Genomic DNA, 23168 nt, shown 5'->3' with positions numbered 1-23168 from the left:
TTTTTAATAATTTTTACTAAAAAACACTTTTTTATAAAAATTATTAAGTGTTTTTGTTAAGAACTTTTTGATTCCGTTTTCGATAAAATAGTCACTTTTTTTAACATTGTTTTTGAGGAAATGATAAAATTATAAATTTGATTTAAACAAAAAATCCTCAACTCCGAAGAATTGAGGATTTACTAACCAACTAAAATTAACTATATCTATGAAATTTGTATGCTACGTTTTTCTTTTGGTAAAGCTTCTTCTTTCTTAGGTAGAACTAATTGCAAAATTCCGTTTACATAAGAAGCTTCTATTTTATCTTCGTTTATGGTTTCTGGCAATGTAAATGCTCTTCTGAAGCTTGAAAAATTAAATTCTTTTCTCGAAAATTTTTCTTCTTTTACTTCTTCATTTTGTTTAAATTCTGATGAAATTTTCAAAATATTTTCATCAATTTCAATAGAGAAATCTTCTTTGTTTAAACCTGGTGCAGCTAATAAAATCTCGAAACTATCTTCATTTTCTTTGATATTTACTGCAGGAAATTGATTTTGAGAATTTACAAAAGTTTCAAACTTTGGACGCATTGCATTTTCAAATCCAAATGGGAAATAATTTGCTCTATTTTTTCTTGCTGTGTTCATGTCTTGTATGTTTAAATTTTTGATTTCATTGTTCATGTTTTCACTTTATTCAAATTATGTGCAAATCGATATTTTAAGACAAAATGACTTGTTTTTACTGTTTTTAAATGTCAAAATGACTGAAAATTTAAATTTTGAACATAAAAAAATCCTGAAAAGTCATTTTCAGGATTTGTACATCTTGGTTAAGATTCTATTTATTTATAAATTTCGTCTAAAACTTTTGCTAAACGTAGACCGCCTTTTAGCATTTGATCTTCGATCGTTTTTTTGTTGTCAAAATGGTAACGGTAACCTAATTTATCGTCCATTTTAACACCTGCGTAAATTCTGTTTGCAATAATATAAGAGCCGTAAATCCAATCAGCAAAAGTTCCTTCTTGCATTGTTTTTTGTTGTTCTTTCGTTGCAATATCCAGTAAATTAGAATATTCTGTGTAAGAATAGTTTTCGTAATCTACCAATTTAGAATCCCAAACTGTGTGGATATTTACTTTATCACGGAACCATTCAACTTTGATACGATTTCCTCCCAAATCATCTGGACGACCAACGTGAAGTGGTTGATGTGCATCACCAAGAATGTGAATCAAGAAATATAAATCGTGTTGTTTTTGCTCGATTGTAAGGTTTTTATTGTTTTTTAATTCATTCATTAAAAACAAACCTTTTTTGTACATGTTTTCATCTGAAGTTTGCTCTAAAGCAGCATCAAATTGTTGACGATTTAAATCTCCAGGTATGTTAACATAGTGATAAGAATCTGCATGTTTCCAAGAATCATCAGACTTGATAAAATCTGGCCAGTTTGCCCAATAAGCTAACTTTTGAGGACCAATAATTTTTGTAATTTCTTTACGAGTTTTCTTGCTAATGTGTTGTTCTGCAATCTGAGAAACCACTCGGTGACCTGTTAATCCCCAAGCTAAAGCACTTTCTGAAGCTAAAAATGCACCTAAAAGCATTGCACTTCCTATAATTTTTTTCATTGTGTGAGCTCGATTTTTGACAAAGGTAAGGAAAGTTAATTATTGATGAATTATGATTAATGCTATTAAAAAAAAGTTTGATTATATATTAAAGGAAATAATTCTAAATCAAAAGGATTAATAGTATTTGTACAAAAAGTAAGTGGTAAATCTTCGTAAGTAATCAAGCACCAACTTAAATCATCGGGAAAAAGAAAGGAATTAGAATCGAAATCTGAGTTTTTCTGAAAATCAAGATATTCTGAAATTAAAACATTACTATTCCTTTGCTTATAATTTTCTTCCCAATAAAATTCCTCGATATTGCTGATATATAAATGTAAGGTTTGAGAATTTATAATTTTATTTAATCCTTTATCTATACAATCAATTGTTTGATTATCTAGAAATTCAATTGCTGGATTATCTTTAAAATTGTCTAGAATATTTATATTTTTTTCAAGTTTAAATTTTTGAGAAAGTTCATCAAGATTTATTTCTCTGTAAAGATTACTTTTTTGAGGATTAAGAAATAATCCAAATTCTCTTTCAATCTTTATTCTTTGGTTGATTTCTTCTATGGTTAAGTTATTTGATGGATATTTTTCGAAAGGAAAATCATCTATAATTCCAATTTTCCAATGAATCATATAATATTGTTTAAATAAATCTGGAATAATATCAGTTAACGTTTCTATATTTTCGTTGTTTTTATAATCTTTTATCCAAGAGAATTGATCCATAATTAGCTTTAATTATTCTCTAAATTTAATAAAAATCATCTTTAAAAGTTCTTTTTTTGGAGATTTAGAAATTTTCTAAAAAAAACTTTAAAAAAATATTAATTTAATAAACCTCGATAAACAGACAGATTGGTATGTTTTTATTTATAATACTAAAAATAATTTAGTACTTTGTTTTGCATAATACTGAAACTTTTATATATATTTGTATAACAAAATAAAACAAGCCGTTCTTATGAATATAGAGAAAACAAAAGTTCAGATGCGAAAAGGTGTACTGGAATATTGTATTCTCAGCATTATCAAAAAAGGAGATGCGTATGCATCTGATATCATAGACGAATTGAAAAAAGCAGAGATGATTGTTGTTGAAGGAACATTATATCCGCTTTTGACAAGACTTAAAAATGATGACCTTTTACAGTATCGCTGGGAAGAATCAACGTCAGGACCACCTCGCAAATATTATGCACTTACAGAGTTAGGTGAAAATTTTTTAAAAGAATTAGCTGAAACTTGGGAACAGTTAATTGAAGCCGTGAATAAAGTAACCACAGAAACGCACAAAAATGGATAAAACAGTATCAATAAGTATAGGAGGATTTTCTTTCGTGTTAGACGAAATCGCCTATAATAAATTAAAGACCTATTTACAAGATGTAAAAACTTCGTTGAGAGGAACGGAAGGTGTAGAAGATATTATTGAAGATGTAGAAATCCGTATTTCTGAATTATTTCGTGAGCGATTAAAATTTAGAGAAGTCGTAAACGAAGATGATATCAATTTTGTAATTGCTACGATGGGACATCCAGATCAATACAAAGTTGAAGAAGATGAAGAGAACGAAAAAACGTCTACAAATTCATCGTACAATTATTCGTCAAATAATCAATCGTATGGAGGACAACAAACTGGTGCGAAACGTTTGTACCGCGATCCAGATGATACAATTGTAACAGGATTATCTGCTGGTTTGGCGCATTATATGGGCGTTGATCCTTGGTTTGTACGTTCTATTTGGTTAGTTCTTGGAATTTTAGGAATTTTCACAGCAGGTGTATCATTTTTCTTAGTGGTGTTCTGTTATTTTATCTTGTTAATTTTTGTTCCGAAAGCAAAAACAACATCAGAAAAGTTGCAGATGTACGGGCAACCAGCAAACATTGATACGTTAAAAAAAAACGTAGAACAAGCTAGTGAAGCTGTTGTAAGTGGGAGCAAAGAATTAAGTAATAAACTAGGTGGAGCCTTTGGCGTTTTTGGTCGAATTCTACTTTGGTTCATCGGATTTATCATTCTAAGTACAGGAATTGGATTAATCATTGGAGGATTCTTTTTCTTCTTTACAACTTGGACAGAAATGCCTACTGAATTATTCGGTTATCTTGTAGAAGAAGAATGGATGAGTATGGCAGCCAAAATATTTGGAGGAGTACTAATGGTAATTCCAGGTGTTTTGTTGACAATTTTAGGTGTAAAATGTTTCTGGAATAGAGTAAAAGTTAGTAAAGCTGTAATATTTGGAGCAATTGCTCTTTGGTTTGTTGCTTTATTTGCAATCATTGGAATTTCTGTAAGTACAGCAAGTAAATTTAGAAACTCAGTTGAAATGACACAAGAAAAAAGTTATGTTATTCCTTCTGATACGCTACAAGTCTATTTTAGAGAAAATAATGAAGGAAACTTAAAGTTTAAAACTTTTAACGATTTAGATCAATTAATTGATGCTGATGGAAACTTAATTATTCCAATTGATGATATTTTTGAGATTGAAGAAAGTACAGACGATAAACTTCATATTCAAGTAACTTATTCTTCTAAAGGAGGAAGCAAAGAAGAAGCAAAACGCAATTTAGAAGCAATTAGATATAATTACGAATTAAATGGAAATAAACTTTATTTAGATGAGTTCATTAAAATTCCTAAAGATGGTAAATTTAGAAATCAAACGGTTGATATCAAATTGTATATTCCTAAGAACAAATTAATTCATACGAATAACACTGATCGAATGACAATTATTAATAATGATAATGATCGTGATTATTTATATGATTTGAAGAATAAATTTATTGGGTATAATGGAAAAAAATTCGTATGTTTGAATTGTCAAAAAGATTCAGATTCTGAGGACGATATCAATCTTGATTCAGAGGATCTAAACATAAATGTAAATGACGGAAACGATTCGGCGAGAGTTAGAATTGATAAAAATGGTATTCGTGTCGAAAGTAAAGACGGTTCAGTAGGACTAAATTTACCAAGAACTGAAAACAAAAAAGAAAAATCAAACCAAGAAATACACTATAAAGATGATACAGATTCTATTAACATTAACTACAGAAATCATTCAAATAATCGTTGATTTCTTTGCATAGACTTAAGAAGTATTTTAATTAATAATATTCAAAAAGAGACATTTCATTTCGGAATGTCTCTTTTTATTTTTGGTTACATTCGCTAATATCCGTTTCGAGTTTTGTATGTTTGCAAATGCATAAAGCATCATTTTATGAAAAAAATTTTAGGTAAACTTTTGTACTCATTAGGAGGTTGGAAATTAGATAATCATCTCGATTTATCGAAAGTAGATAAATGCGTTTTGGTCTGCGCTCCGCACACTTCCAATTGGGATTTTTACTACACTATTTTGGCTTTTTGGCAAATGGGAATTCCAATGAAAATGTTTATCAAAGATGCTTGGACAAAGCCTTGGTATGGATATTTTATTAAGAAAATGGGCGGAATCGGAATTGATCGTTCTCAACGACATAATATGGTCGATTTTGCTTCAGATATTTTGAAAGAATCAGATAAATTATATTTAATCAATACACCAGAAGGAACACGTTCTCGTGCAGAAAAATGGAAAAATGGATTTTTCTATATCGCTCAAAAAGCAGATGTTCCGATTGTTTTGGCTTATTGTGATTTCAAGAAAAAAAGAGCTGGAATTTCAAAAATTGTAGAAACAGAAAACAGAACTTTAGAAGATGTGATGGATGAAATTCAAGATTTTTACAAAAAAGTTACGGCAAAACATCCAGCACTTTATAACCCAAAAATACATTAAATCATGAACGAACAAGATATTTTACAGAAGTTCAATGAAATTTCGAAAAATACATTACTTGAAACTTTAGATATAGAATTTACGGCAGTTGGAGAAGATTTTTTATCAGGAAAAATGCCTGTTACGCCTAAAGTTCATCAACCATTTGGGTTATTGCATGGAGGTGCTTCTATCGTTTTGGCGGAAACGTTGGGAAGTACATTGTCAAATATTATTTTACATTCGGATGATTTTGTGGCGGTTGGTCAACATGTTGACGCAAACCATCTTCGTCCAAAAAAGGAAGGAACAATTTTTGGGCATGCAACAGTCGTAAAACAAGGTCGTACTTCGCATTTGATTAAGATTGAAATCAAAGATGAAAACGATAAATTAATCTGTTATACACATTTAACAAACGCTATTATTTCTAAAAAACATGTTTAAAAAATTTCAAGATAAACTTGAAAGATTAATTCAGAATCAAGAACCTTTTCTTCTTTTTAGAAAACCAAATTCTACACAAGTGGAGTTGTGGGAAAATAAAAATTTCGAATCGGATAACAAGTTTATTTGTAATAGTTTCGATAATACAAAATTGGTTGAATTTAATGATGATGAGGTTATAGATATTGGAATAAATGAATTACCAAATTTTGAACTTTCTTTACCAGAATCAGATCAAAATGAAGCAATTTCGTATGAAAATTATATTGATTTAATTCAAAAAACAGTTGAAGAATTACAAAGTGATTCACCAACTAAAAAAATTGTAATTAGTCGAATCAATTCACTTCCAGAAACGAATATTAATTTAGTTGAAACTTTCAAAAATTTACATCAACATTATCCAAATGCCTATGTGTATTTGCGATTTGATACAGAAGAAGGTTGTTGGATTGGAGCTTCGCCAGAGCTTTTATTAAAAGAAAATAATCAATTTATACAAACTGTTTCTTTGGCTGGAACAAAAGCAAAAGAAGATGAATGGACGGAGAAAGAATATCACGAACAACAAGTAGTAACTGATTATATTTCGTCAACTTTAGAACCTTATACTTCTTACATTGATGTAGACGGACCATTTTCGGTAAATGCAGGATTTTTTGAACATTTGAAATCATTTATTTCAGCTCAATTAAAAGACAAATCTCAGCTGTATGACTTGTTGAAAGCTTTGCATCCAACGCCTGCTGTAGGAGGAATGCCAAAGGATCTGTCAAAAGATTTTATTCTCGAAAACGAAGGTTATAATCGTACTTTTTATGCAGGTTTTATGGGCTTTCAAAATAAAACAGAATCGGAGTATTTTGTTAATCTTAGATGTGCAAAAATCTATTCTAATAAAGTAAATTTATATGTAGGAGGAGGTATTATGCCCGATTCTATTCCTGAAAATGAATGGCGAGAAACAGAACTGAAATCAAAAACAATAGGTGAGTTGTTGGTGAAAACAGAGAATTAAATCAACTCAGGACGTTTAGATTTTGGTAAAGTTAAGATGACTAAATTATAAGAATCTTTTATCCATTCTTTGATTTGAATGTCTTTCACGTCTTGATGAATTTTAACGGTATTCCAATGCTTTTTGTTCATGTGATAACCAGGAATTACAGCTTCGAAAGTTGCGCGTAATTCAATTGCATTATCTGGATCACATTTGATATTTACAGAATCAAAATCGTCAATATCACAAAGGCAAAACATTTTTCCAGCGATATAAAAGACCAAAGTAGATTGATCAAAAGGAAATTTTTCTTCGACCAATGGAAGTCCTAAACAAAACTCTCTTAACTCTTCTATATGCATAAAGATATTTTTAGTGAAGATACAAATAAAACGAAAACGACCTTAATTACAAGGTCGTTTTCTATTAAATGTGGAATGTATGCAATTAATTTACATCCCACCAAACACGCGTATTTATGTTATCTGGTCCCATTTGTTGAAGTGCGTTCTGATAGCCTTCTGGGTTATAATTTCTAACACTTGTTGGATAAAGCATACGACGAGGCATTTTTTTATCATTCAACATAGTAGAAGTTGTCGGCAATTTTGGAAAACCAGTTCTTTTATATTCAAACCATTGTTGGTAATCTGTAAAGAATAAAGCAAAATATTTTTGATCGATGATACGTTCTAATGTATTGTTGTATTTAATTTTTTCTTGTGCCATAAATTCAGCAGTAGGCTCGATATTCGCCCATAATTGTACAGCAGCTTTTACAGCTTTATCATAATGAGTTTTTGCATCACCACCTAAACCTTTTTGAGCCATTTCAGCTTTTATAAACTCAACTTCAGCATAAGTCATTAATGGAATTTTCATCGGAGCGACAACAATTGCATTATTTGGAGAAGATGGTGTAAAATTATAATCAGAACTATTTCCTTCGTAAGCAGCAGGGATACCTTTGTATCCTAAAGAACCATTTTTATCTGAAGCTTTATTAACTAAAATTGGTAAACGAGGATCGTTGGTTTCGTTCATTTTATCAATAAAAAAAGTTGTGAATGTTCTACTATCTCTATAATCTTGCGCTCTTGGCCAAGGAGAAAAACTTGGTGCTAATCCAGAAATTTGTAAAATAGCAGATTCTGATTCACTTTCGAAAATAGGATAAGTTGTCGGATTATCAATTATTTTTTTAAGTTCTGTTAAGGCAGATGCATCACGATTCGAAATTCTTAATAATAATCTCATTTTAAGAGAATTTGTGAATTTTTTCCAACGTGTTATATTGATGTTTTTTTCACTACTTGGGAATAAAATATCGGTACCATATTTTAGACCTAAATTAGTTACATATAATTGATTTGCTTTCTCTAAATCATTTAATAATTGCTTATAAATATCTTCTTGTTTGTCAAACTTAGGTTTTGTAATACCTTCTTCGGCTTTGGCTGCTTGAGAAAAAGGAACATCGCCAAACATATCGGTTAAATTAGAAATAACTAAAGAACGAAGCGTTAATGCAATTGCTTGATAATTTACATCTCCTTCTTTTTGCGAAACTTTTAGCATTTCCTCCAAATTAACAAGATTTGTGTAGGCATTATTCCAAGTAGAGTTTCCTGTTCCTGTTGTTACATCATATCTATGAAGCCCCATAGCATTGCTTGGAAAAGGGATGTGTACTTGCATTAATTGTGCTGTGATATCATAGTTTTTTAGAACATTGTTTTCAGCTAAATTATATAATACAGGATTTAAAACGGAACCTGAATTAATTTCTGTGATTAAGTTTGGATCTTCATTTGCTTTCTCAAAATCGTTTGTACAAGAGAAAACAGTTGAAATTATAGTGAAGGCAAAAAATAGTTGAATTGAAATCTTTTTCATTTTAATAAATTGAATGTTGTAAATTATAATGAAGCTTTTAAGGTTACTCCATACGTTGCTGTTGACGGCATTTGTCCCATTTCAACTCCAGGTACATAAGTATTTCCATTTAATGATGCTGTTTCTGGATCGTATAAAGGAAAATCACTAATCGTGAATAAATCGCGTCCGTAAACTGTTAATGACAATGCTTGTAAACCTGTTTTTGATAATAATCTTTTAGGAAAATCAAATGTTAAACTCACATCTCTTAATTTTAAATATGAAGCTTCGAATGAGTTAGATTCTACATTTGCACGACGATTATATTCTGCATAATAAGTTGCCACATCAGCTTTTGTTGTATTTGGAGAATAAGTTCCGTCAGAGTTTAAAACAACACCGTCACCAATAATAAAACCATCTTCGCGACCTGGTAAAGAATCTGCCAATTTTCCTTGCTCCATCATTTTGTGATAAGTTTGTGAATAGACAATTCCACCATATTGTCCGTCTAATGTAAAACTGAAACGCAATGTTTTGTATTTGAATTCATTTGTGAAACCTGCTCTCCATTTTGGAGTTGCGTCTCCAACATATTCTATTAATCCATTTTTAATAGGAACACCAGTTTTTTTGTCATAAATGATTTGTCCTGCTTCGTTTCTAACAAATTTTTCTCCATATAAAGCAGTTGAAGATCCACCGATTTTTGCAATTTGATAAACAGTTCCAGATTGACCAAGAATCATTTGATCATCTTCAATTCCATCGACCAAAGATTTTACTTTATTTTCATTTTTTGTCCAAGTTCCAGACATTTTCCAACTAAAATTATTATTTTTTATAGCTGTATATGAAGCGGCTATTTCGATTCCTCGGTTTTCTATTTCACCACCATTAACAACTCTCTTCGAGTATCCAGTTGTTATATCATTTGGCAATTCTATAATTTGATTTTCTGTACTTTGTTGATAAATAGTGAAATCTAAGCTTAGTCTTTTCTTGAATAATAAAGCTTCAAAACCAGTTTCCCAAGCTGTGGTTAATTCTGGTTTTATATCTGGGTTAAATAATCTGTTTTGTACAACTGCAGATCCAGCAAAATCACTCTGATCATAATATCTATTTGTCCAACCAGGAGTTCCTCCATTACCTACTTTTGCAAATGATAAACGATATTTTAAATAATTAATAGGTCCTTTTATTTTGAATAAATCAGATAATATGAAACTTGATGAAACAGAAGGATAGAAGAATGAACTGTATTTTAATGCAACAGAAGAGTTCCAATCATTACGACCTGTTATATCAACGAAAATCATATCTTTCCATCCAAAAGAAGCCATTCCGTATAATGAATTTTCTTTTAAATTAGAATCAGAAGTTCTAGCAAAAGGAGAAGTTAGTCCGTTCGCAAGTTTATAAACACCAGGAGAAGCTAGTCCATCTACCCAAGCGGTTAGATTTTTATATTCATAATTTTTTCTATTACCTCCTACATTGGCTGTAAATCCAAAATCGCCCCATTTATCTGTATAGGTCATTAAGAAATCGATATTTGTTTCTGTCTTAGAAACATCTTGTCTTTTATAATAACCTTTTGGCGTCCGATTCATATCAAATGGACGTTTTTGTTCGCGTAATTGTGTATAGGTATTAATTGCAGGACGAAGCATTAAACTTAGTTTGTTACTTAATTTAAAATCGGCTTTAATATTACCAATCAATTGATTACTTCTTAATGGATTAACAGCTTCGTAAGCAATAGCATAAGGATTATCCATGTAAGAACTATAAGGACGAATCATTTTTACACCATCGTAATTTTTTTGCCAAATTGGTTTGTACCAATTTAAATCTACGTTTGGATTTTGGAAGATCATAAAATAAGCAATAGATCCATTATTGTAACCAGTTCCTGGTAAATTATCACTTGTTTTGCGAGTATAGTTTAAAGCCGTCGAAACTTTGATACGATCACTTACTTGATAGTTTCCATTAATAGCTGCAGTATAATTTTCGTAGCCAGTATTTGGCATAATCCAGCTATTTTTCTGATGTCCAATAGAAGCTCTCATACTTCCTTTGTTATTTCCACCAGAAAGTGTAACTGCATTACTGAAAGTAAAACCTGTTTGCCAAAACCCTTTTCTATTATCTTTATAGGCACGCCATAAAGTTCTTTCAGTTCCTTGTTTTTCTAAAGTTGGATCATATTGGAAAAATGATTGCCCATCGAATTTTGGTCCGAATGCAGAAGAAGTACTTCCTGTGTTTGGACCATCTGCTGAGGCTTGATACGAGTAATAAGGATTCCCGTTTTTATCGAAACTTTTTCCAGTTCCTTGACCATATTCATATTGAAAATCTGGCCAATTGTTAATAACGTCAATAGCTACAGTTGATTTATATTCTAAACCTAATTGTTTACCTTTTTTACCTGATTTTGTAGTGATAATTAAAGCCCCATTTGCAGCTTTATTTCCATAAAGCGCCGCTGCTGAAGGTCCTTTTAAAACGGTTACACTTTCGATATCTGCTTGATTAATATCAGAAATACCATTACCAAAATCGATAGGAGAATCATCGCCCATATAAGCAGTATTGTTTCCAGAAGAAGTCATTTCTGTACTCATTGGAACACCATCAATGACAATTAAAGCATAATTTTTTGATTGATCTATTGAATTTGCTCCGCGTAAAATAATTTGTTGAGAATTGATTGGTCCATTTCCTCCAGAAATAATATTAAGACCTGCTACTTTTCCTTTTAATCCTGAAGACCAGTTATTCGCTTCTGCTGTAGCAAGTTCTTCTGAACCTATATTTTGTTGTGCAAATCCTAATTTTTTCTACTCTCGCTTTATCCCTAAAGCAGTGACAATTACCTCATTCAGTTGGTTAGATTCTTCTTGTAAAGTAATTCTTATCTGAGAAATATCTTTCGGTGTGTATTCAATAAATTTGTGTTGAGATGAATTTACCAATAATGTAGGATGAGCAACATTTACTGAAACAAATTCGAAAAAACCATCTCCATCTGTAAATGTTTTAAAAGATGTTCCCTTGATGATAATTTCAACATCTGCAACTCCGAATCCATTTTGATCAACGATTTGACCTTTGATTGGATTCTGATCTTGAGAAATTGAATGATAATAATTTGTATGAATGTAAGTTTTAGCATTGGCGTGTAAACTTAAAAATCCACCAAGTAGAAGTAGTGGTAATTTTAATTGTTTCATAGCTGTAAATGTGAAATGTTTATGTGTTAAAAATTTTAACAAAACTAAATCTTCCGTTTGTGAAGTTGTTTAACTTAGGATTAAGAGATTTTTAAGTAAACATTACTGAAATAAAGGTCTTGATATTAATTTTACATTTGAGTAAAGGTTTATTGACTTTTATTTAACATGGATAAATTGTAAAATATTTTATTAAAAAAAGCCACTTCTTTTGAAGTGGCTCATTGACGTGAATAAAATGCTTTTATTTGATAACTTCGAAAGAAGATTTTTCTGTAAAAGTGTTTCCGTACAAATCGGTTGCGCGAACTTCAATTGGATAAGTTCCAACTTTTAGTTTATTCGGTAAACGAACTGACCAAATATGTTTCGAAATTTCTGGAGCAGAAGGTCTGTTACCAATATTTGTAATTTCTGCATTATCAATTTTCATGATGGTTTCCATATAATTGTAATCAACTGTTGGATCCCAATTCATCTCTTTCCATTCACCATTATTTACACGATATTCAACTTTATTTGATTCATGTCCCATAAAGAAATTAGCATATAAAAAAGCACGATTGCGTTTACCTTCTTTTACTTTTTTTGTGTGGTACAGGTCGATTTGTTTTTCTTTTGGTGAATTTGCAACTTTATAATCAAATTTATATTGATTACCATCTACATGTAAAAAAGCATAACCTTTTGGTGTACCATCACGCATCGTAGAGGCCGGAACTCCTTTTGCATCTTTCGGTCCCGAATACCAATCACCAGAAGTTGTTCCAACATTGTACTCGTGATGAGGTTTTTGTTGTTGCCAACCATCTTGATTTGCATAAAAAATCTGTTCTTGGAAATGTGTATGAGCAGACATTGAAATTGTATTTGGGTAATCTTTTAACAATTCGAATAATTGATTTCTATCTTCTGGACGTGTGTCACGCAACGGAATATGAAATGCTAAAACAATTAAATGATCTTTTGGAACAAATTTTAAATCATTTTTGATAAACTCTAATTGATCAGGACGGAAACCTCCCCAATATCCTTTTCCATCACGAGGATCTGGATATAAAATATCATCTAAAACAATAAAATGTGCTTTACCGATATTATATGAATAATTATTTGGACCGAAATTTTTCTCGAACGTTTCATCCGAATATTGATCTTCTTTTGCATCATAATTCATATCGTGATTTCCCATAACATTGTACCAAGGTAAACCAACTTTCGAAACAGCTTTTATATAAGATGGATGCAAATTCAAATCATCACCAACCAAATCTCCTAAAGAAAGTCCGAATTCCATTCCTTTAATTCCTTTAACATCATCAATTACACCTTTAGAGAAATACTCGATTTCTTCTTCTGTATAAGTTTGAGGATCACCAAAAATTAAAGCCGAAAATTTTTCGTTTTCTTTTGTAGAAATTAAAGCAAAATCAATACTCTTTGGAGTATTTCCAGTAGGAGCAGAACCTGCATATTCTAATTTTGGAGAGCCATTAGGTTTGTTGATGTAGTAGAATTGTGGCTGATTGAATTCGTTTGTAGGAACTTTGTAATTTGTTGGTTTAATGACAAACAAAATAGTTTCGTTATCAATCTCGATTTGATATTCTCCTTTATCATTTGTCGAAACAACTTGTTTTCCGTTACTAATTTGCACGTTTGCCAAACGTTTTTCTGATTTATCGAATTTATTGTTTTGATTTTTATCTTCAAAAACAATTCCTTTAGCAAGTTGTTGAGCGTTGACAGAAGTATAAAAACTTCCAAATAATACCAGCGATAATACGATTTTTTTCATTGTGTGAATCTCTTGTTTTGTAGATGTTAAAATTCTATATTTTATGCGGTACTCGGATTAACACAACAATAAGTAAAGATTAAATTTAAGTAAATAAGAATAACATATTTTCAAATTTAATAATGGATGAATAATTGTCTTTGATTATTAAATATTCTAAATTTGTAACCGATTGCATTATGTTATGGAAGAGAAATTAAGCATGAGTTCACGACAAATTTTCATGCAAATTATAGGTTATGTAAGTTTTTCATTTATAGGTTATTTACTGATAGGTTTACCTTTGGCTATTCTACCTATTTTTATTACAAAAACATTAGGTTTTACTGAGCTTGTAGCGGGTATTGTAATTAGTTTGCAATATGTGACAACTTTTATATTGAGAGGTTATGCCGGAAAAATTGTAGACACAAAAGGTCCTAAACCAGCCGTTTTATTAAGTATGAGTTTGTTTATTTTAGCTGGAGTTTTATTATACTTTTGTTACTTTACAAGAAACAATCATTTTCTGTCATTAGCTATTCTTGTATTTGCGAGATTGGTTACTGGTGCAGCAGAAGGAATGGTAGGTGGAAGTCCAATAAACTGGGCAATTTTAAAAATTGGTCAAGAACATACAGCGAAAGCGATCTCTTATAATGGTGTTGCTAGTTACGGCGCATTGGCAATTGGAGCACCATTGGGGGTGATTTTGAATCAATATTTTGGACTTGGTTTTATTGGTTTGTTTAGTATTGTTTGTGCGATTATAGGTTATTTTTTAGCTAGAAATAAAGAGAATATATTAACTGCAGTTTCAAAAGTTCCGCAACCATTTATAAGTGTATTGAAAACAGTTGCTCCTTTTGGAATTTGTTTAGCACTTGCAGGTCTTGGATTTGGAGGAATTTCCAATTTTATAACACTTTACTACGACTTTTATAGTTGGTCGAATGCAGCTTTATGTTTAAGTGTTTTCAGTTTATTGTTTATTGCAGGACGATTATTTTTTAATAGTTCAATTAATACATTAGGAGGATTAAAAGTTGGAATTATTTGCATGATAGTCGAAACGATAGGTTTATTAATTCTTTTTAGTGCTCCGAATTCTTTTATCGCTCTTATTGGTGCAGGTATTACAGGAATTGGTTTTTCATTGGTTTTTCCTGCGATGGGAGTAGAGGCTGTTGCTTTGGTTTCAGATAATAGTAAAGGAGCTGCTTTAGCTGCGTATGGCTTGTTTATTGATATCTCATTGGGAATTACAGGTCCTCTAATTGGTGGTGTTATCAGTTTGTTTGGAATGTCAAACTTATTTGGTTTTTGTAGTTTGTTTGTGTTTATAGGATTATTGTATAGTTATTATTTACAAACAAAAAAAAATCGTTCAGAATTTAATAATTCCGAACGATAATATGAAAACATCTAATTTTAGATTCTTTTACGTAGTAAATTTTACCTGTTCTAACATAATTTTTTAGCACTTGTTCTAACTCTTTTTCTAGTTTAGAATCAGGTCTAATTTTATGATTAAATCTAACATAAGAAATATCAAAAGCAGCACCAAAATTATGCGAACTATCGTTAGAAGATGCATTTTTATTAATTCCTCTCAAACGATTTTGATCATGTAGCGTTCGTGTCATCGATGTAACAACGAAAAAATTTTGACCTGTTGCTTTTACAAAATCACTTGCAATACTTGTCAAAATATCTCGACCTTTTGGAATAAGATACGAATGACTATGCGTTAAATCTCCAACTCGCCAACCATAACCACGTTGTTTTATTTTAACCAATTTACCTTGATTGATGTATTTGTTCAACTTTTTATCACCATCAATTAGCTCAAGTTTATGAGATTTTGCGGCATTCAAATGCTGAACATATTCTTTAGAAGGCTCTATAACAACTCGCGATTGAGCGTAACCGAATAAAGAAGAGCAAATAAAAAAAGTTGTTAAAAATTGTTTCATGATTCAATTCTCTTCTGCAAAAATAGAAAAGAACTTTTATATATTACATTGTTGTTGATTTAAATTGATCGGGATTACGAACCGTTACATGAAAACAGTGTTGTCTATATTCTTTGATATAGTAAATTTTACCGTCTTCTTGCAATTGTTTTAAAATCGCTTCTAAATTATCACGATGAGTTTTGCTATACGTATATTTATTATTGAATTTTGTATACGACAAATCAAAAGAAGCACCATAGTTATGAGAACTTTCGCCTTTTGCTGCATTGCTATTTACTCGTCTTAAACTTGCTTGACTTTCTTCAGAACGGGTAAGCGAAGTTACAGTAATTGTAGCATTGTTTTCGTCCAGAAATTTTGAAGCAATTCGTTCCAACACAGTTTTTGCTCTGTTATTTAAGAATGCTTTACTGTGTGTTAATTTCTCAATTGTGTACCCATTTCCTTCTTCAGGAATTGCAACTAATTTTTTTGTAGCAACTAAACCTTCAATATCATCAAAACTCTTCACGATTGGAATGTTGAATGATTCTGCTGCCATTAAATGATCGTCATAAGTTACTTTTTTTGTAGAGATAGAAGTGGATGAAGAGGCAGAATTTTCTGCTAAAATGTAACTTTCTTGACTTTGAGCTGAAATAAATATTCCGCTAAAAAGACAAGAAAGGGCAATTAATTTTTTCATGTTTTAAATTATTACGCGACAAAATTAGAAGTTACAATTTAATAAAGACTTGTTAAAAATTATAATATTTAGGTAAACTTTTTTTAAAATTTTCTTAAATCTGTTCTCAAAATAGCATTGCTAGATAGATTGATAGAAATTTAAATTTCATCACATTTGAAACATAAAATATTCTTAAATATAAATTCTAATAGATTAAATCCTACTAAATTCGCTATTTTTGTAATTATTATTCATTTTTATTTTTAGACCTATTTATAAAATGGCAAAAGTTAAAGTTGGAATGGTACAAATGACTTGTACTAATAACAAACAAGAAAATTTAAACAAAGCAATAGAGCAAGTAAAAGTAGCAGCTGCAAAAGGCGCTCAAATTGTGTGTTTGCAAGAATTGTTTACCTCATTATATTTCTGTGACGTAGAAGATTACGATAATTTCGACTTAGCAGAAGCAATTCCTGGACCATCAACAGATGCGTTATCAGTTGTAGCTAAAGAATTGGGAGTGGTAATTATCGCTTCATTATTCGAAAAACGTGCGCAAGGTTTATATCACAATACAACCGCTATTTTAGATGCTGATGGACAATATTTAGGAAAATATCGCAAAATGCATATCCCAGATGATCCTGCGTTTTATGAAAAATTCTATTTTACTCCAGGTGATTTAGGTTACAAAGTTTTTGATACTAAATTTGGAAAAATTGGAGTGTTAATTTGTTGGGATCAGTGGTATCCAGAAGCTTCTCGTATAACAGCATTGATGGGAGCAGAAATTTTATTTTATCCTACTGCGATTGGTTGGGATACGACGCAAGACGAAGAAACAAATCAAGATCAATACAATGCTTGGCAAACAATTCAGCGTTCACATGCGGTTGCGAATGGAGTTCCGGTTATTTCTGTAAATCGTGTTGGTTTTGAGCAAGATGGAGCAATGAAGTTCTGGGGAGGCTCTTTTGCGACAAATGCGCAGGGAAAATTGTTGTACTTAGCAACGCATGATAAAGAGGAAACAGAAGTGGTTGAATTGGATTTGAACGAATCTGATTTCTTCCGTAAACACTGGCCTTTCTTAAGAGATCGCCGCATCGATTCTTATCAACCAATTACAAAACGTTTTATAGACGAGGATTAATGAAGAAATTATTTTCACTTATAGCATTGATAGGAAGTTTTGCATTTGGTCAAATAAAACCAATTCAGATTGATCCGATTAATAACAATTTATTTGTTTATCAAACATTCAATTCGTTTAATGGAGTTGAGTATAATGCAAATGGAATGTATTTGGTAACGAATAAAGGAATCGTTTTGTTTGATGTTCCTTGGCAGAAATCGCAATATCAAGAATTAAATGATATGTTGCAAGAAAAGTATAATTTGCCAGTTATCGCTGTGTTTGCAACACATTCGCATGATGATAGAGCAGGAGATTTAAGTTTTTATAATGATTTGAATATTCCTACTTATGCAACTTCTTTAACCAATTCTAAATTAAAAAAAGAAGGAAAAGCGACTTCGAAATTTGAGATTGAATTAGGAAAAACATACAAATTTGGTAATGAAAAATTTGTTGTTGAATATTTTGGTGAAGGACATACTTCTGATAATGTTGTGGTTTGGTTTCCAAAATATAAAGTGCTGAATGGAGGTTGTTTGATAAAAGGTGCTGACGCTGTAAATTTAGGTTACACAGGTGAAGCAAATGTTACTGAATGGCCAAAAACAGTACAGAAATTAGTTACAAAACATCCAAAAATTAAACAAGTTATTCCAGGTCATGATAATTGGAAAGTTACTGGACATATCGAAAATACGTTTAAACTTTTAGAAAAGAAATAAAATTGAACACTATAGATACATCAAAATTCCCAAAAGATTTAGGATATAGATTTCCTGCCGAATGGGAAGAACACGAAGCAACATGGTTGTCTTGGCCGCACAAAGAAGAATCTTGGCCAGATCGTATTCAGTTAATTTATCCAGCTTATGCTGAATTTATTGCTGAATTATCGAAAGGTGAAAAGGTTCGTATTAATGTGAAAGATGAAGAAATGAAAGTGTTTGCGTTGTCTTTTATCGATAAAACGGATGCAGATTTGTCACAAGTTGAGTTTTATTTTAATGAAACAAATGATGCATGGTGTCGCGATCATGGTCCTGCATTTTTATTGAATAAAAACAATCCTGATAACCCAAAAGTTATTGTTGATTGGGGATTCAATGCGTGGGGAGGAAAATATCCACCTTTTGAAAATGACGATGTTGTGCCAACAAGAATTGGTGCAGAATTTAATCTTCCTGTTTTTCATCCTGGAATTATTATGGAAGGAGGTTCGGTCGAATTTAATGGAAAAGATACGTTGATGACATCAAAATCTTGTTTACTGAATGAAAATCGTAATCCAGATTATTCACAAGAACAAATAGAAGAATTTTTAAGAAATTATTACGGCGTTTCGCAAATTCTTTGGGTAGAAGACGGAATTGTTGGTGATGATACGGATGGACACATTGATGATACAATTCGTTTTGTAAATGAAGATACAGTTTTGACAGTTGTTGAAACAGATGAATCGGATGATAATTACGAATTGTTACAAGTGAATCTTCGACAATTACAAGAAATGAAATTGGAAGATGAACGTCCATTAAACATTATCGAATTGCCAATGCCGGATGCAGTTTATTGCGAAGGTGAGCGTTTACCTGCTTCTTATGCAAATTTTTATATTGCGAATAAATCTGTCATTGTACCAACTTATCGTTGTGCAAAAGATGCGATTGCTTTGGATATTATTCAGAAATGTTTCCCCGATCGTAAAGTTGTAGGAATTGATTCTACAGATATTATTTGGGGACTAGGATCTTTCCATTGTTTGAGTCAACAAGAACCTAAGATTTAGTTTTTTTTAATATAAAACAACAAAAAAGCTGAGCAACCTGCTCAGCTTTTTTAATTTGGTTTAGATAAGTAATATCGGTTTAGGTTGTTTTGATAAACTGGTTAGATTATCAAAATAGCTTTTTAGTTTGGTTGTTGGTTAGTAATCTTAAAAGTGTTACAAACGATGTTGTTTGTTGGTACAAATGTCTTGAATAAATACTAAACTAAAAAATGTAGACTATCATCAAAGTGTCTACAGGTAGTAAAAAATAAATCTAAGTAGTAAACAAAATGTATTGATTTAAAATATTGTTAATTTATTTGAAAACAATATTTTAAATTTTATTATTTCGGAATTTATAAAATTGTTTAAAGAATTTATATAATTTCTCTAAAAGGAATTTCGAGTTGAGTTCCGAATTTTTTTTGATTATTGGATAAATTAGAAATAGATACACCTAATAGTCGAACTGGTTTTTCTGAAGAGTAACCTTCAGTTAATAAATCATAACAAATTTGATCAAAAAGGTCTCTATTTTTAATTGGAAATGAAGCTGATTTACTTTTTGTAGTAACCGAAAAATCATTGTGTTTTATTTTTACAGTTATTGTTCTTCCATAAATTGATGTTTTTAAGGAAAAGTTCCAAACATCTTCCATTAGTGGAAATAAAGCGATTTGCATTTCTTCTAATGTTTCTAAATCTTTGCTAAAAGTTGTTTCTGAACCAGATGATTTTCGCAATCGAGTTGGATTGACTTCTCTAAAATCTAATCCTCTTACAATATTGTAATAGTATTTACCAGATTTTCCGAATTCGCGTAAGAGTTTTTCTAATTCTAGGTTCTTCAAGTCTAAACCTGTATGAATGCCCATCATTTGCATACGTTCGGCAGTTACTTTTCCAATTCCATGAAATTTTTTGATTGGTAATTGATCAATAAAACTTTCAGACATTTTAGGTGTAATCACATAAAGTCCATCAGGTTTGTTATAGTCCGAAGCAATTTTAGCTAAAAATTTATTGAACGAAACACCTGCTGAAGCAGTCAAATTTGTTCGTTCTTTTATTTTTTGTTTGATTTCGTTTGCTATATCAGTTGCAATTTCGATGTTTTTATGGTTAATTGTTACATCCAAAAAAGCTTCATCCAAAGATAAAGGTTCAACCAAATCAGTATATTCAAGAAATATTTCACGAATTTGATTCGAAACTTCTTTATAAACTTGAAATCGAGGTTTTACAAATATCAAATGTGGACATTTACGTTTTGCAACAACAGAAGACATTGCAGATCCGACGCCATATTTTCTAGCTTCGTAACTAGCGGTAGCAATCACACCACGTTCTTCATTTCCGCCAACAGCAATACATTTCCCTCTTAATTCGGGGAAATCTCGTTGTTCAACAGAAGCATAAAAAGCGTCCATATCGATGTGAATAATCTTACGCTGCATCTTGCAAAATTACTCGCTTTATTTTAAATGATACTCTTGAATAAAGTTTTTTAAGTTTTTCTTATCGGCAACAATTGTCAAATAATCGCCCAATTCAATGGGTACATTTCGATCAGGATTGTGAATCATTTTTCCATTGCGCTCTATCGAAACCACAATTCCTTTTGCCGTATCTTTTACCCAACCAATTGATTTATGTTCCAAAACACAAAAATCATTCGGAATAACTACTTTATCTAACGTAAAATTATCTGTATTTTTAAGATCTGTATTTTCTGGAGGAGTTTCGCCAATAATTTGCAAATATTTCTCAAATCGTTGAATATGTTCATCCGTTCCAATGATTCCAATTTTATCGAAAGGATATAAAACTGATTCAGAATTTGGAGTCTGAATGATTCGATCACCACGTTTGATATAGGCAATATTGATCTGAAATTTTGTTCGCCAATCCAATTCACCCAAAGGAACACCTATAAAATTCGCATTTTGTGGAACAATCATATCGGAAATATGAGTGTTATCCCAAGTATATTGAAATTTATCTTGTTTCTTTTTCTCTTCAATTTTTTTAGTCAAAATTTCACGTTCATTTAAGTTATAAATGAATTTTGTTTGAATATAATTGTAAAACTGATTGAAATATTTTGAAAGAAAATACATTGTAATCAATAATCCAATAACTAAAACAATTGAGGCAATTGTGCTTGAAAAAAATTGATTATAAATAAAAATTACAGTAAATACAACTATAGTTAAACGTATGGAGATAATTGCAATAATTGGTGCGCGATTATAATTAGATTCATCCCAAAACTATCCAATAATTTCTCTTTTTGGTCGATTTCCAATAATTGCCCAAATAAATGGAATACACAATACAAATGTCAATGTAAGGCTAACCAAACTTGCGCCAAAATAGGTAAACCAATCGGTTAATAAGAATAAAACGTAGCTTTTGATAATCAATGTGATTGCGATAATGATTATTCCATTGATAAAAATTGTAGAAACTGTTTGTTTGATGATTTTATTCCATTTATTTTCGTTTTGAATGTGTTGTGTATCAGATGAATAATTTTCAACACCTTGAATAAATTTTTGTGGAAGAACTTTTTCCAATAAAGTATAAACTTTGTCAGATGATTTTATTAAATAAGGTGTAGTAAATGTTGTAATTGCCGAAACACCGACTGCAACAGGAAATAAGAAGTCGCTTGTTACGCCAAGAGAAAGTCCCAAACCAGCAACGATGAAAGCAAATTCACCAATTTGTGCCATACTCATTCCTACTTGTACGGACTGTTTTAGCGGTTGTCCTGAAATTATAGCACCTAAAGTGGTAAAAATTAACTTTCCAAAAATCGTCAGCAATGTTACAATTAAAATTGCCCATTTGTGTTCGTACATTGAAACAGGATCAATCATCATTCCAATAGAAATAAAGAAGATTGTAGCAAATAAATTTTTTACAGATTGAAAATTATGTTCGATTTTTTCTGCATAAACAGTTTCAGCTAGAATAGACCCCATTACAAATGCACCCAATTCTATAGAAAAACCAGCACTATCCGCTATATAAACCATTCCAAGACATAATCCAATTGAGATAATTAGTAAAGTTTCATCATCTAAATAATTTTTGATAGAACGTAAAAAAGTTGGAATAATAAAGATTCCTCCAATAAACCAAACCGCTAAAAAGAAACCTAATTTAACGAAAGAATTAATCATTTCTGCTCCGTTAAAATGCTGGCTAACAGCCATTGTAGAAAGCATAACCATCAATAAAATGACCACAATATCTTCTACAATTAAAATTCCGAAAACGACATTCGCGAATTTCTTTCGTTTCAATCCTAATTCATCAAATGCTCTAATAATAATGGTTGTAGAGGAACTTGCTAATAAACCGCCGAGGAAAATACTATCCATTGTCGACCAATTCATAAATCGACCAACAAAATAACCAACGGTTACAATACAAATGATTTCGACAATCGCAGTGATGGAGGCAGAACCACCAACATTGAGTAATTTTTTGAAACTAAATTCGAGACCAAGACTAAAAAGCAAAAATATAACACCAATCTTCGCCCAAATCTCCACATTATGTTCTTCTGCAACGGACGGAATATATTCGAAATGCGGTCCAACCAAAAAACCAGCAATAATATAACCTAAAACAAGAGGTTGGTTGATGCGTTTGAAAATAAGCGTCGTCACAGCGCCTACACATAGAATTAATCCAAGATCGGTAATGAGTTTTGGCAAGTGTTCTTCCATAAATTGCGTTTAATCTCCACTAATTTAAGAATTTTTTAAAAGATAATTAATTGTTCAACTATTGATTAACTTTATATCATTATCAATTTTGTTTGAGAATAAAAAAAAACTCACTAATTCTAATGAA

21 protein-coding genes and 1 pseudogene are annotated in these 23168 nt (G+C 31.0%); 9 read left to right on the top strand and 13 right to left on the bottom strand.

From position 1 onward, the window contains the following. Window positions 1–206 precede the first annotated feature (206 nt). The 3 genes from N5D03_RS10880 to N5D03_RS10870 form a co-directional block, all read right to left on the bottom strand. Window positions 207–632: an Hsp20/alpha crystallin family protein gene (locus N5D03_RS10880; protein ID WP_257468096.1), complete on the bottom strand. Its 426-nt coding sequence runs from the start codon at window positions 630–632 to the stop codon at window positions 207–209. A gap of 197 nt (window positions 633–829) precedes the next feature. Next, window positions 830–1621, bottom strand: a complete 792-nt coding sequence (locus N5D03_RS10875; protein ID WP_125350365.1) for a S1/P1 nuclease — start codon at window positions 1619–1621, stop codon at window positions 830–832. 65 nt (window positions 1622–1686) lie between these two features. Further along, window positions 1687–2343: a hypothetical protein gene (locus N5D03_RS10870; RefSeq protein ID WP_125350364.1), complete on the bottom strand. Its 657-nt coding sequence runs from the start codon at window positions 2341–2343 to the stop codon at window positions 1687–1689. A gap of 235 nt (window positions 2344–2578) precedes the next feature. On the opposite strand from N5D03_RS10870, the gene N5D03_RS10865 reads away from it, so the two are divergent. The 5 genes from N5D03_RS10865 to N5D03_RS10845 all read left to right on the top strand — a co-directional run bounded on the left by N5D03_RS10865 (window position 2579) and on the right by N5D03_RS10845 (window position 6861). Then, window positions 2579–2920 carry a PadR family transcriptional regulator gene (locus N5D03_RS10865; RefSeq protein ID WP_038332243.1) on the top strand — a complete coding sequence of 114 codons (342 nt, stop codon included), beginning with the start codon at window positions 2579–2581 and terminating at the stop codon, window positions 2918–2920. Continuing rightward, window positions 2913–4709, top strand: coding sequence for a PspC domain-containing protein (locus N5D03_RS10860; protein ID WP_280051655.1), 1797 nt, complete (start codon window positions 2913–2915; stop codon window positions 4707–4709). The genes N5D03_RS10865 and N5D03_RS10860 overlap by 8 nt, the downstream gene beginning before the upstream one ends. Window positions 4710–4856: 147 nt before the next feature. Beyond that, complete coding sequence (locus tag N5D03_RS10855; RefSeq protein WP_280051654.1) at window positions 4857–5417, top strand: 1-acyl-sn-glycerol-3-phosphate acyltransferase; 561 nt, start codon at window positions 4857–4859, stop codon at window positions 5415–5417. A gap of 3 nt (window positions 5418–5420) precedes the next feature. Then, window positions 5421–5843 carry a hotdog fold thioesterase gene (locus N5D03_RS10850; RefSeq protein ID WP_219034304.1) on the top strand — a complete coding sequence of 141 codons (423 nt, stop codon included), beginning with the start codon at window positions 5421–5423 and terminating at the stop codon, window positions 5841–5843. Then, window positions 5836–6861 carry an isochorismate synthase gene (locus N5D03_RS10845; RefSeq protein ID WP_280049835.1) on the top strand — a complete coding sequence of 342 codons (1026 nt, stop codon included), beginning with the start codon at window positions 5836–5838 and terminating at the stop codon, window positions 6859–6861. The genes N5D03_RS10850 and N5D03_RS10845 overlap by 8 nt, the downstream gene beginning before the upstream one ends. Here the strand turns inward: N5D03_RS10845 and N5D03_RS10840 are convergent. From N5D03_RS10840 to N5D03_RS10820, 5 genes and pseudogenes are all read right to left on the bottom strand, one after another. Continuing rightward, a complete protein-coding gene (locus N5D03_RS10840) occupies window positions 6858–7205 on the bottom strand; it encodes an MmcQ/YjbR family DNA-binding protein (RefSeq protein WP_280051653.1) in 348 nt (115 codons plus the stop codon). The two genes, N5D03_RS10845 and N5D03_RS10840, sit on opposite strands and share 4 nt — an antisense overlap. Before the next feature lie 85 nt (window positions 7206–7290). Next, entirely contained in the window at window positions 7291–8739 is a 1449-nt protein-coding gene (locus N5D03_RS10835; RefSeq protein ID WP_280051652.1) for a SusD/RagB family nutrient-binding outer membrane lipoprotein, read from the bottom strand. 23 nt (window positions 8740–8762) lie between these two features. Next, window positions 8763–11555 (bottom strand): annotated as a pseudogene (locus N5D03_RS10830) (SusC/RagA family TonB-linked outer membrane protein); the annotation flags it as partial. 18 nt (window positions 11556–11573) lie between these two features. Beyond that, window positions 11574–11966: a carboxypeptidase-like regulatory domain-containing protein gene (locus N5D03_RS10825; RefSeq protein WP_280051651.1), complete on the bottom strand. Its 393-nt coding sequence runs from the start codon at window positions 11964–11966 to the stop codon at window positions 11574–11576. 244 nt (window positions 11967–12210) lie between these two features. Further along, window positions 12211–13764, bottom strand: coding sequence for a calcineurin-like phosphoesterase C-terminal domain-containing protein (locus N5D03_RS10820; RefSeq protein ID WP_280051650.1), 1554 nt, complete (start codon window positions 13762–13764; stop codon window positions 12211–12213). Window positions 13765–13966: 202 nt separating this feature from the next. Here N5D03_RS10820 and N5D03_RS10815 point away from each other — a divergent pair, with 202 nt between their 5' ends. After that, window positions 13967–15157: an MFS transporter gene (locus N5D03_RS10815; protein ID WP_280051649.1), complete on the top strand. Its 1191-nt coding sequence runs from the start codon at window positions 13967–13969 to the stop codon at window positions 15155–15157. Here the strand turns inward: N5D03_RS10815 and N5D03_RS10810 are convergent. Together N5D03_RS10810 and N5D03_RS10805 are read right to left on the bottom strand one after the other, a co-directional pair. After that, window positions 15138–15719 (bottom strand): DUF5715 family protein, encoded by a 582-nt coding sequence (locus N5D03_RS10810; RefSeq protein ID WP_180906330.1) that lies wholly within the window; start codon window positions 15717–15719, stop codon window positions 15138–15140. The genes N5D03_RS10815 and N5D03_RS10810 overlap by 20 nt on opposite strands. A gap of 43 nt (window positions 15720–15762) precedes the next feature. Continuing rightward, a complete protein-coding gene (locus tag N5D03_RS10805) occupies window positions 15763–16407 on the bottom strand; it encodes a DUF5715 family protein (RefSeq protein WP_114999918.1) in 645 nt (214 codons plus the stop codon). Window positions 16408–16669: 262 nt separating this feature from the next. Here N5D03_RS10805 and N5D03_RS10800 point away from each other — a divergent pair, with 262 nt between their 5' ends. The 3 genes from N5D03_RS10800 to N5D03_RS10790 are packed head-to-tail and all read left to right on the top strand — an operon-like array spanning window position 16670 to window position 19316. Then, on the top strand, window positions 16670–17545 hold the full coding sequence (locus N5D03_RS10800) for a carbon-nitrogen hydrolase (protein WP_114999920.1): 876 nt from the start codon (window positions 16670–16672) through the stop codon (window positions 17543–17545). Beyond that, on the top strand, window positions 17545–18252 hold the full coding sequence (locus tag N5D03_RS10795; RefSeq protein WP_114999921.1) for a subclass B1 metallo-beta-lactamase EBR-4: 708 nt from the start codon (window positions 17545–17547) through the stop codon (window positions 18250–18252). The genes N5D03_RS10800 and N5D03_RS10795 overlap by 1 nt, the downstream gene beginning before the upstream one ends. Before the next feature lie 2 nt (window positions 18253–18254). Beyond that, window positions 18255–19316 carry an agmatine deiminase family protein gene (locus N5D03_RS10790; RefSeq protein ID WP_125350534.1) on the top strand — a complete coding sequence of 354 codons (1062 nt, stop codon included), beginning with the start codon at window positions 18255–18257 and terminating at the stop codon, window positions 19314–19316. A gap of 359 nt (window positions 19317–19675) precedes the next feature. Here the strand turns inward: N5D03_RS10790 and dinB are convergent, their stop codons facing one another. From dinB to N5D03_RS10775, 3 genes are all read right to left on the bottom strand, one after another. After that, complete coding sequence (dinB, locus tag N5D03_RS10785; RefSeq protein WP_280051648.1) at window positions 19676–20755, bottom strand: DNA polymerase IV; 1080 nt, start codon at window positions 20753–20755, stop codon at window positions 19676–19678. Window positions 20756–20773: 18 nt separating this feature from the next. Further along, window positions 20774–21334: a TrkA C-terminal domain-containing protein gene (locus N5D03_RS10780; protein ID WP_280051647.1), complete on the bottom strand. Its 561-nt coding sequence runs from the start codon at window positions 21332–21334 to the stop codon at window positions 20774–20776. A gap of 237 nt (window positions 21335–21571) precedes the next feature. Further along, window positions 21572–23041, bottom strand: a complete 1470-nt coding sequence (locus N5D03_RS10775; protein ID WP_280051646.1) for a cation:proton antiporter — start codon at window positions 23039–23041, stop codon at window positions 21572–21574. Window positions 23042–23168: the final 127 nt, after the last annotated feature.

Origin of the sequence: Empedobacter sp. GD03861, assembly GCF_029840885.1 — a bacterium.
GTDB lineage: Bacteria > Bacteroidota > Bacteroidia > Flavobacteriales > Weeksellaceae > Empedobacter > Empedobacter falsenii_B.
This window is presented reverse-complemented; position numbering and strand designations above follow the sequence as displayed.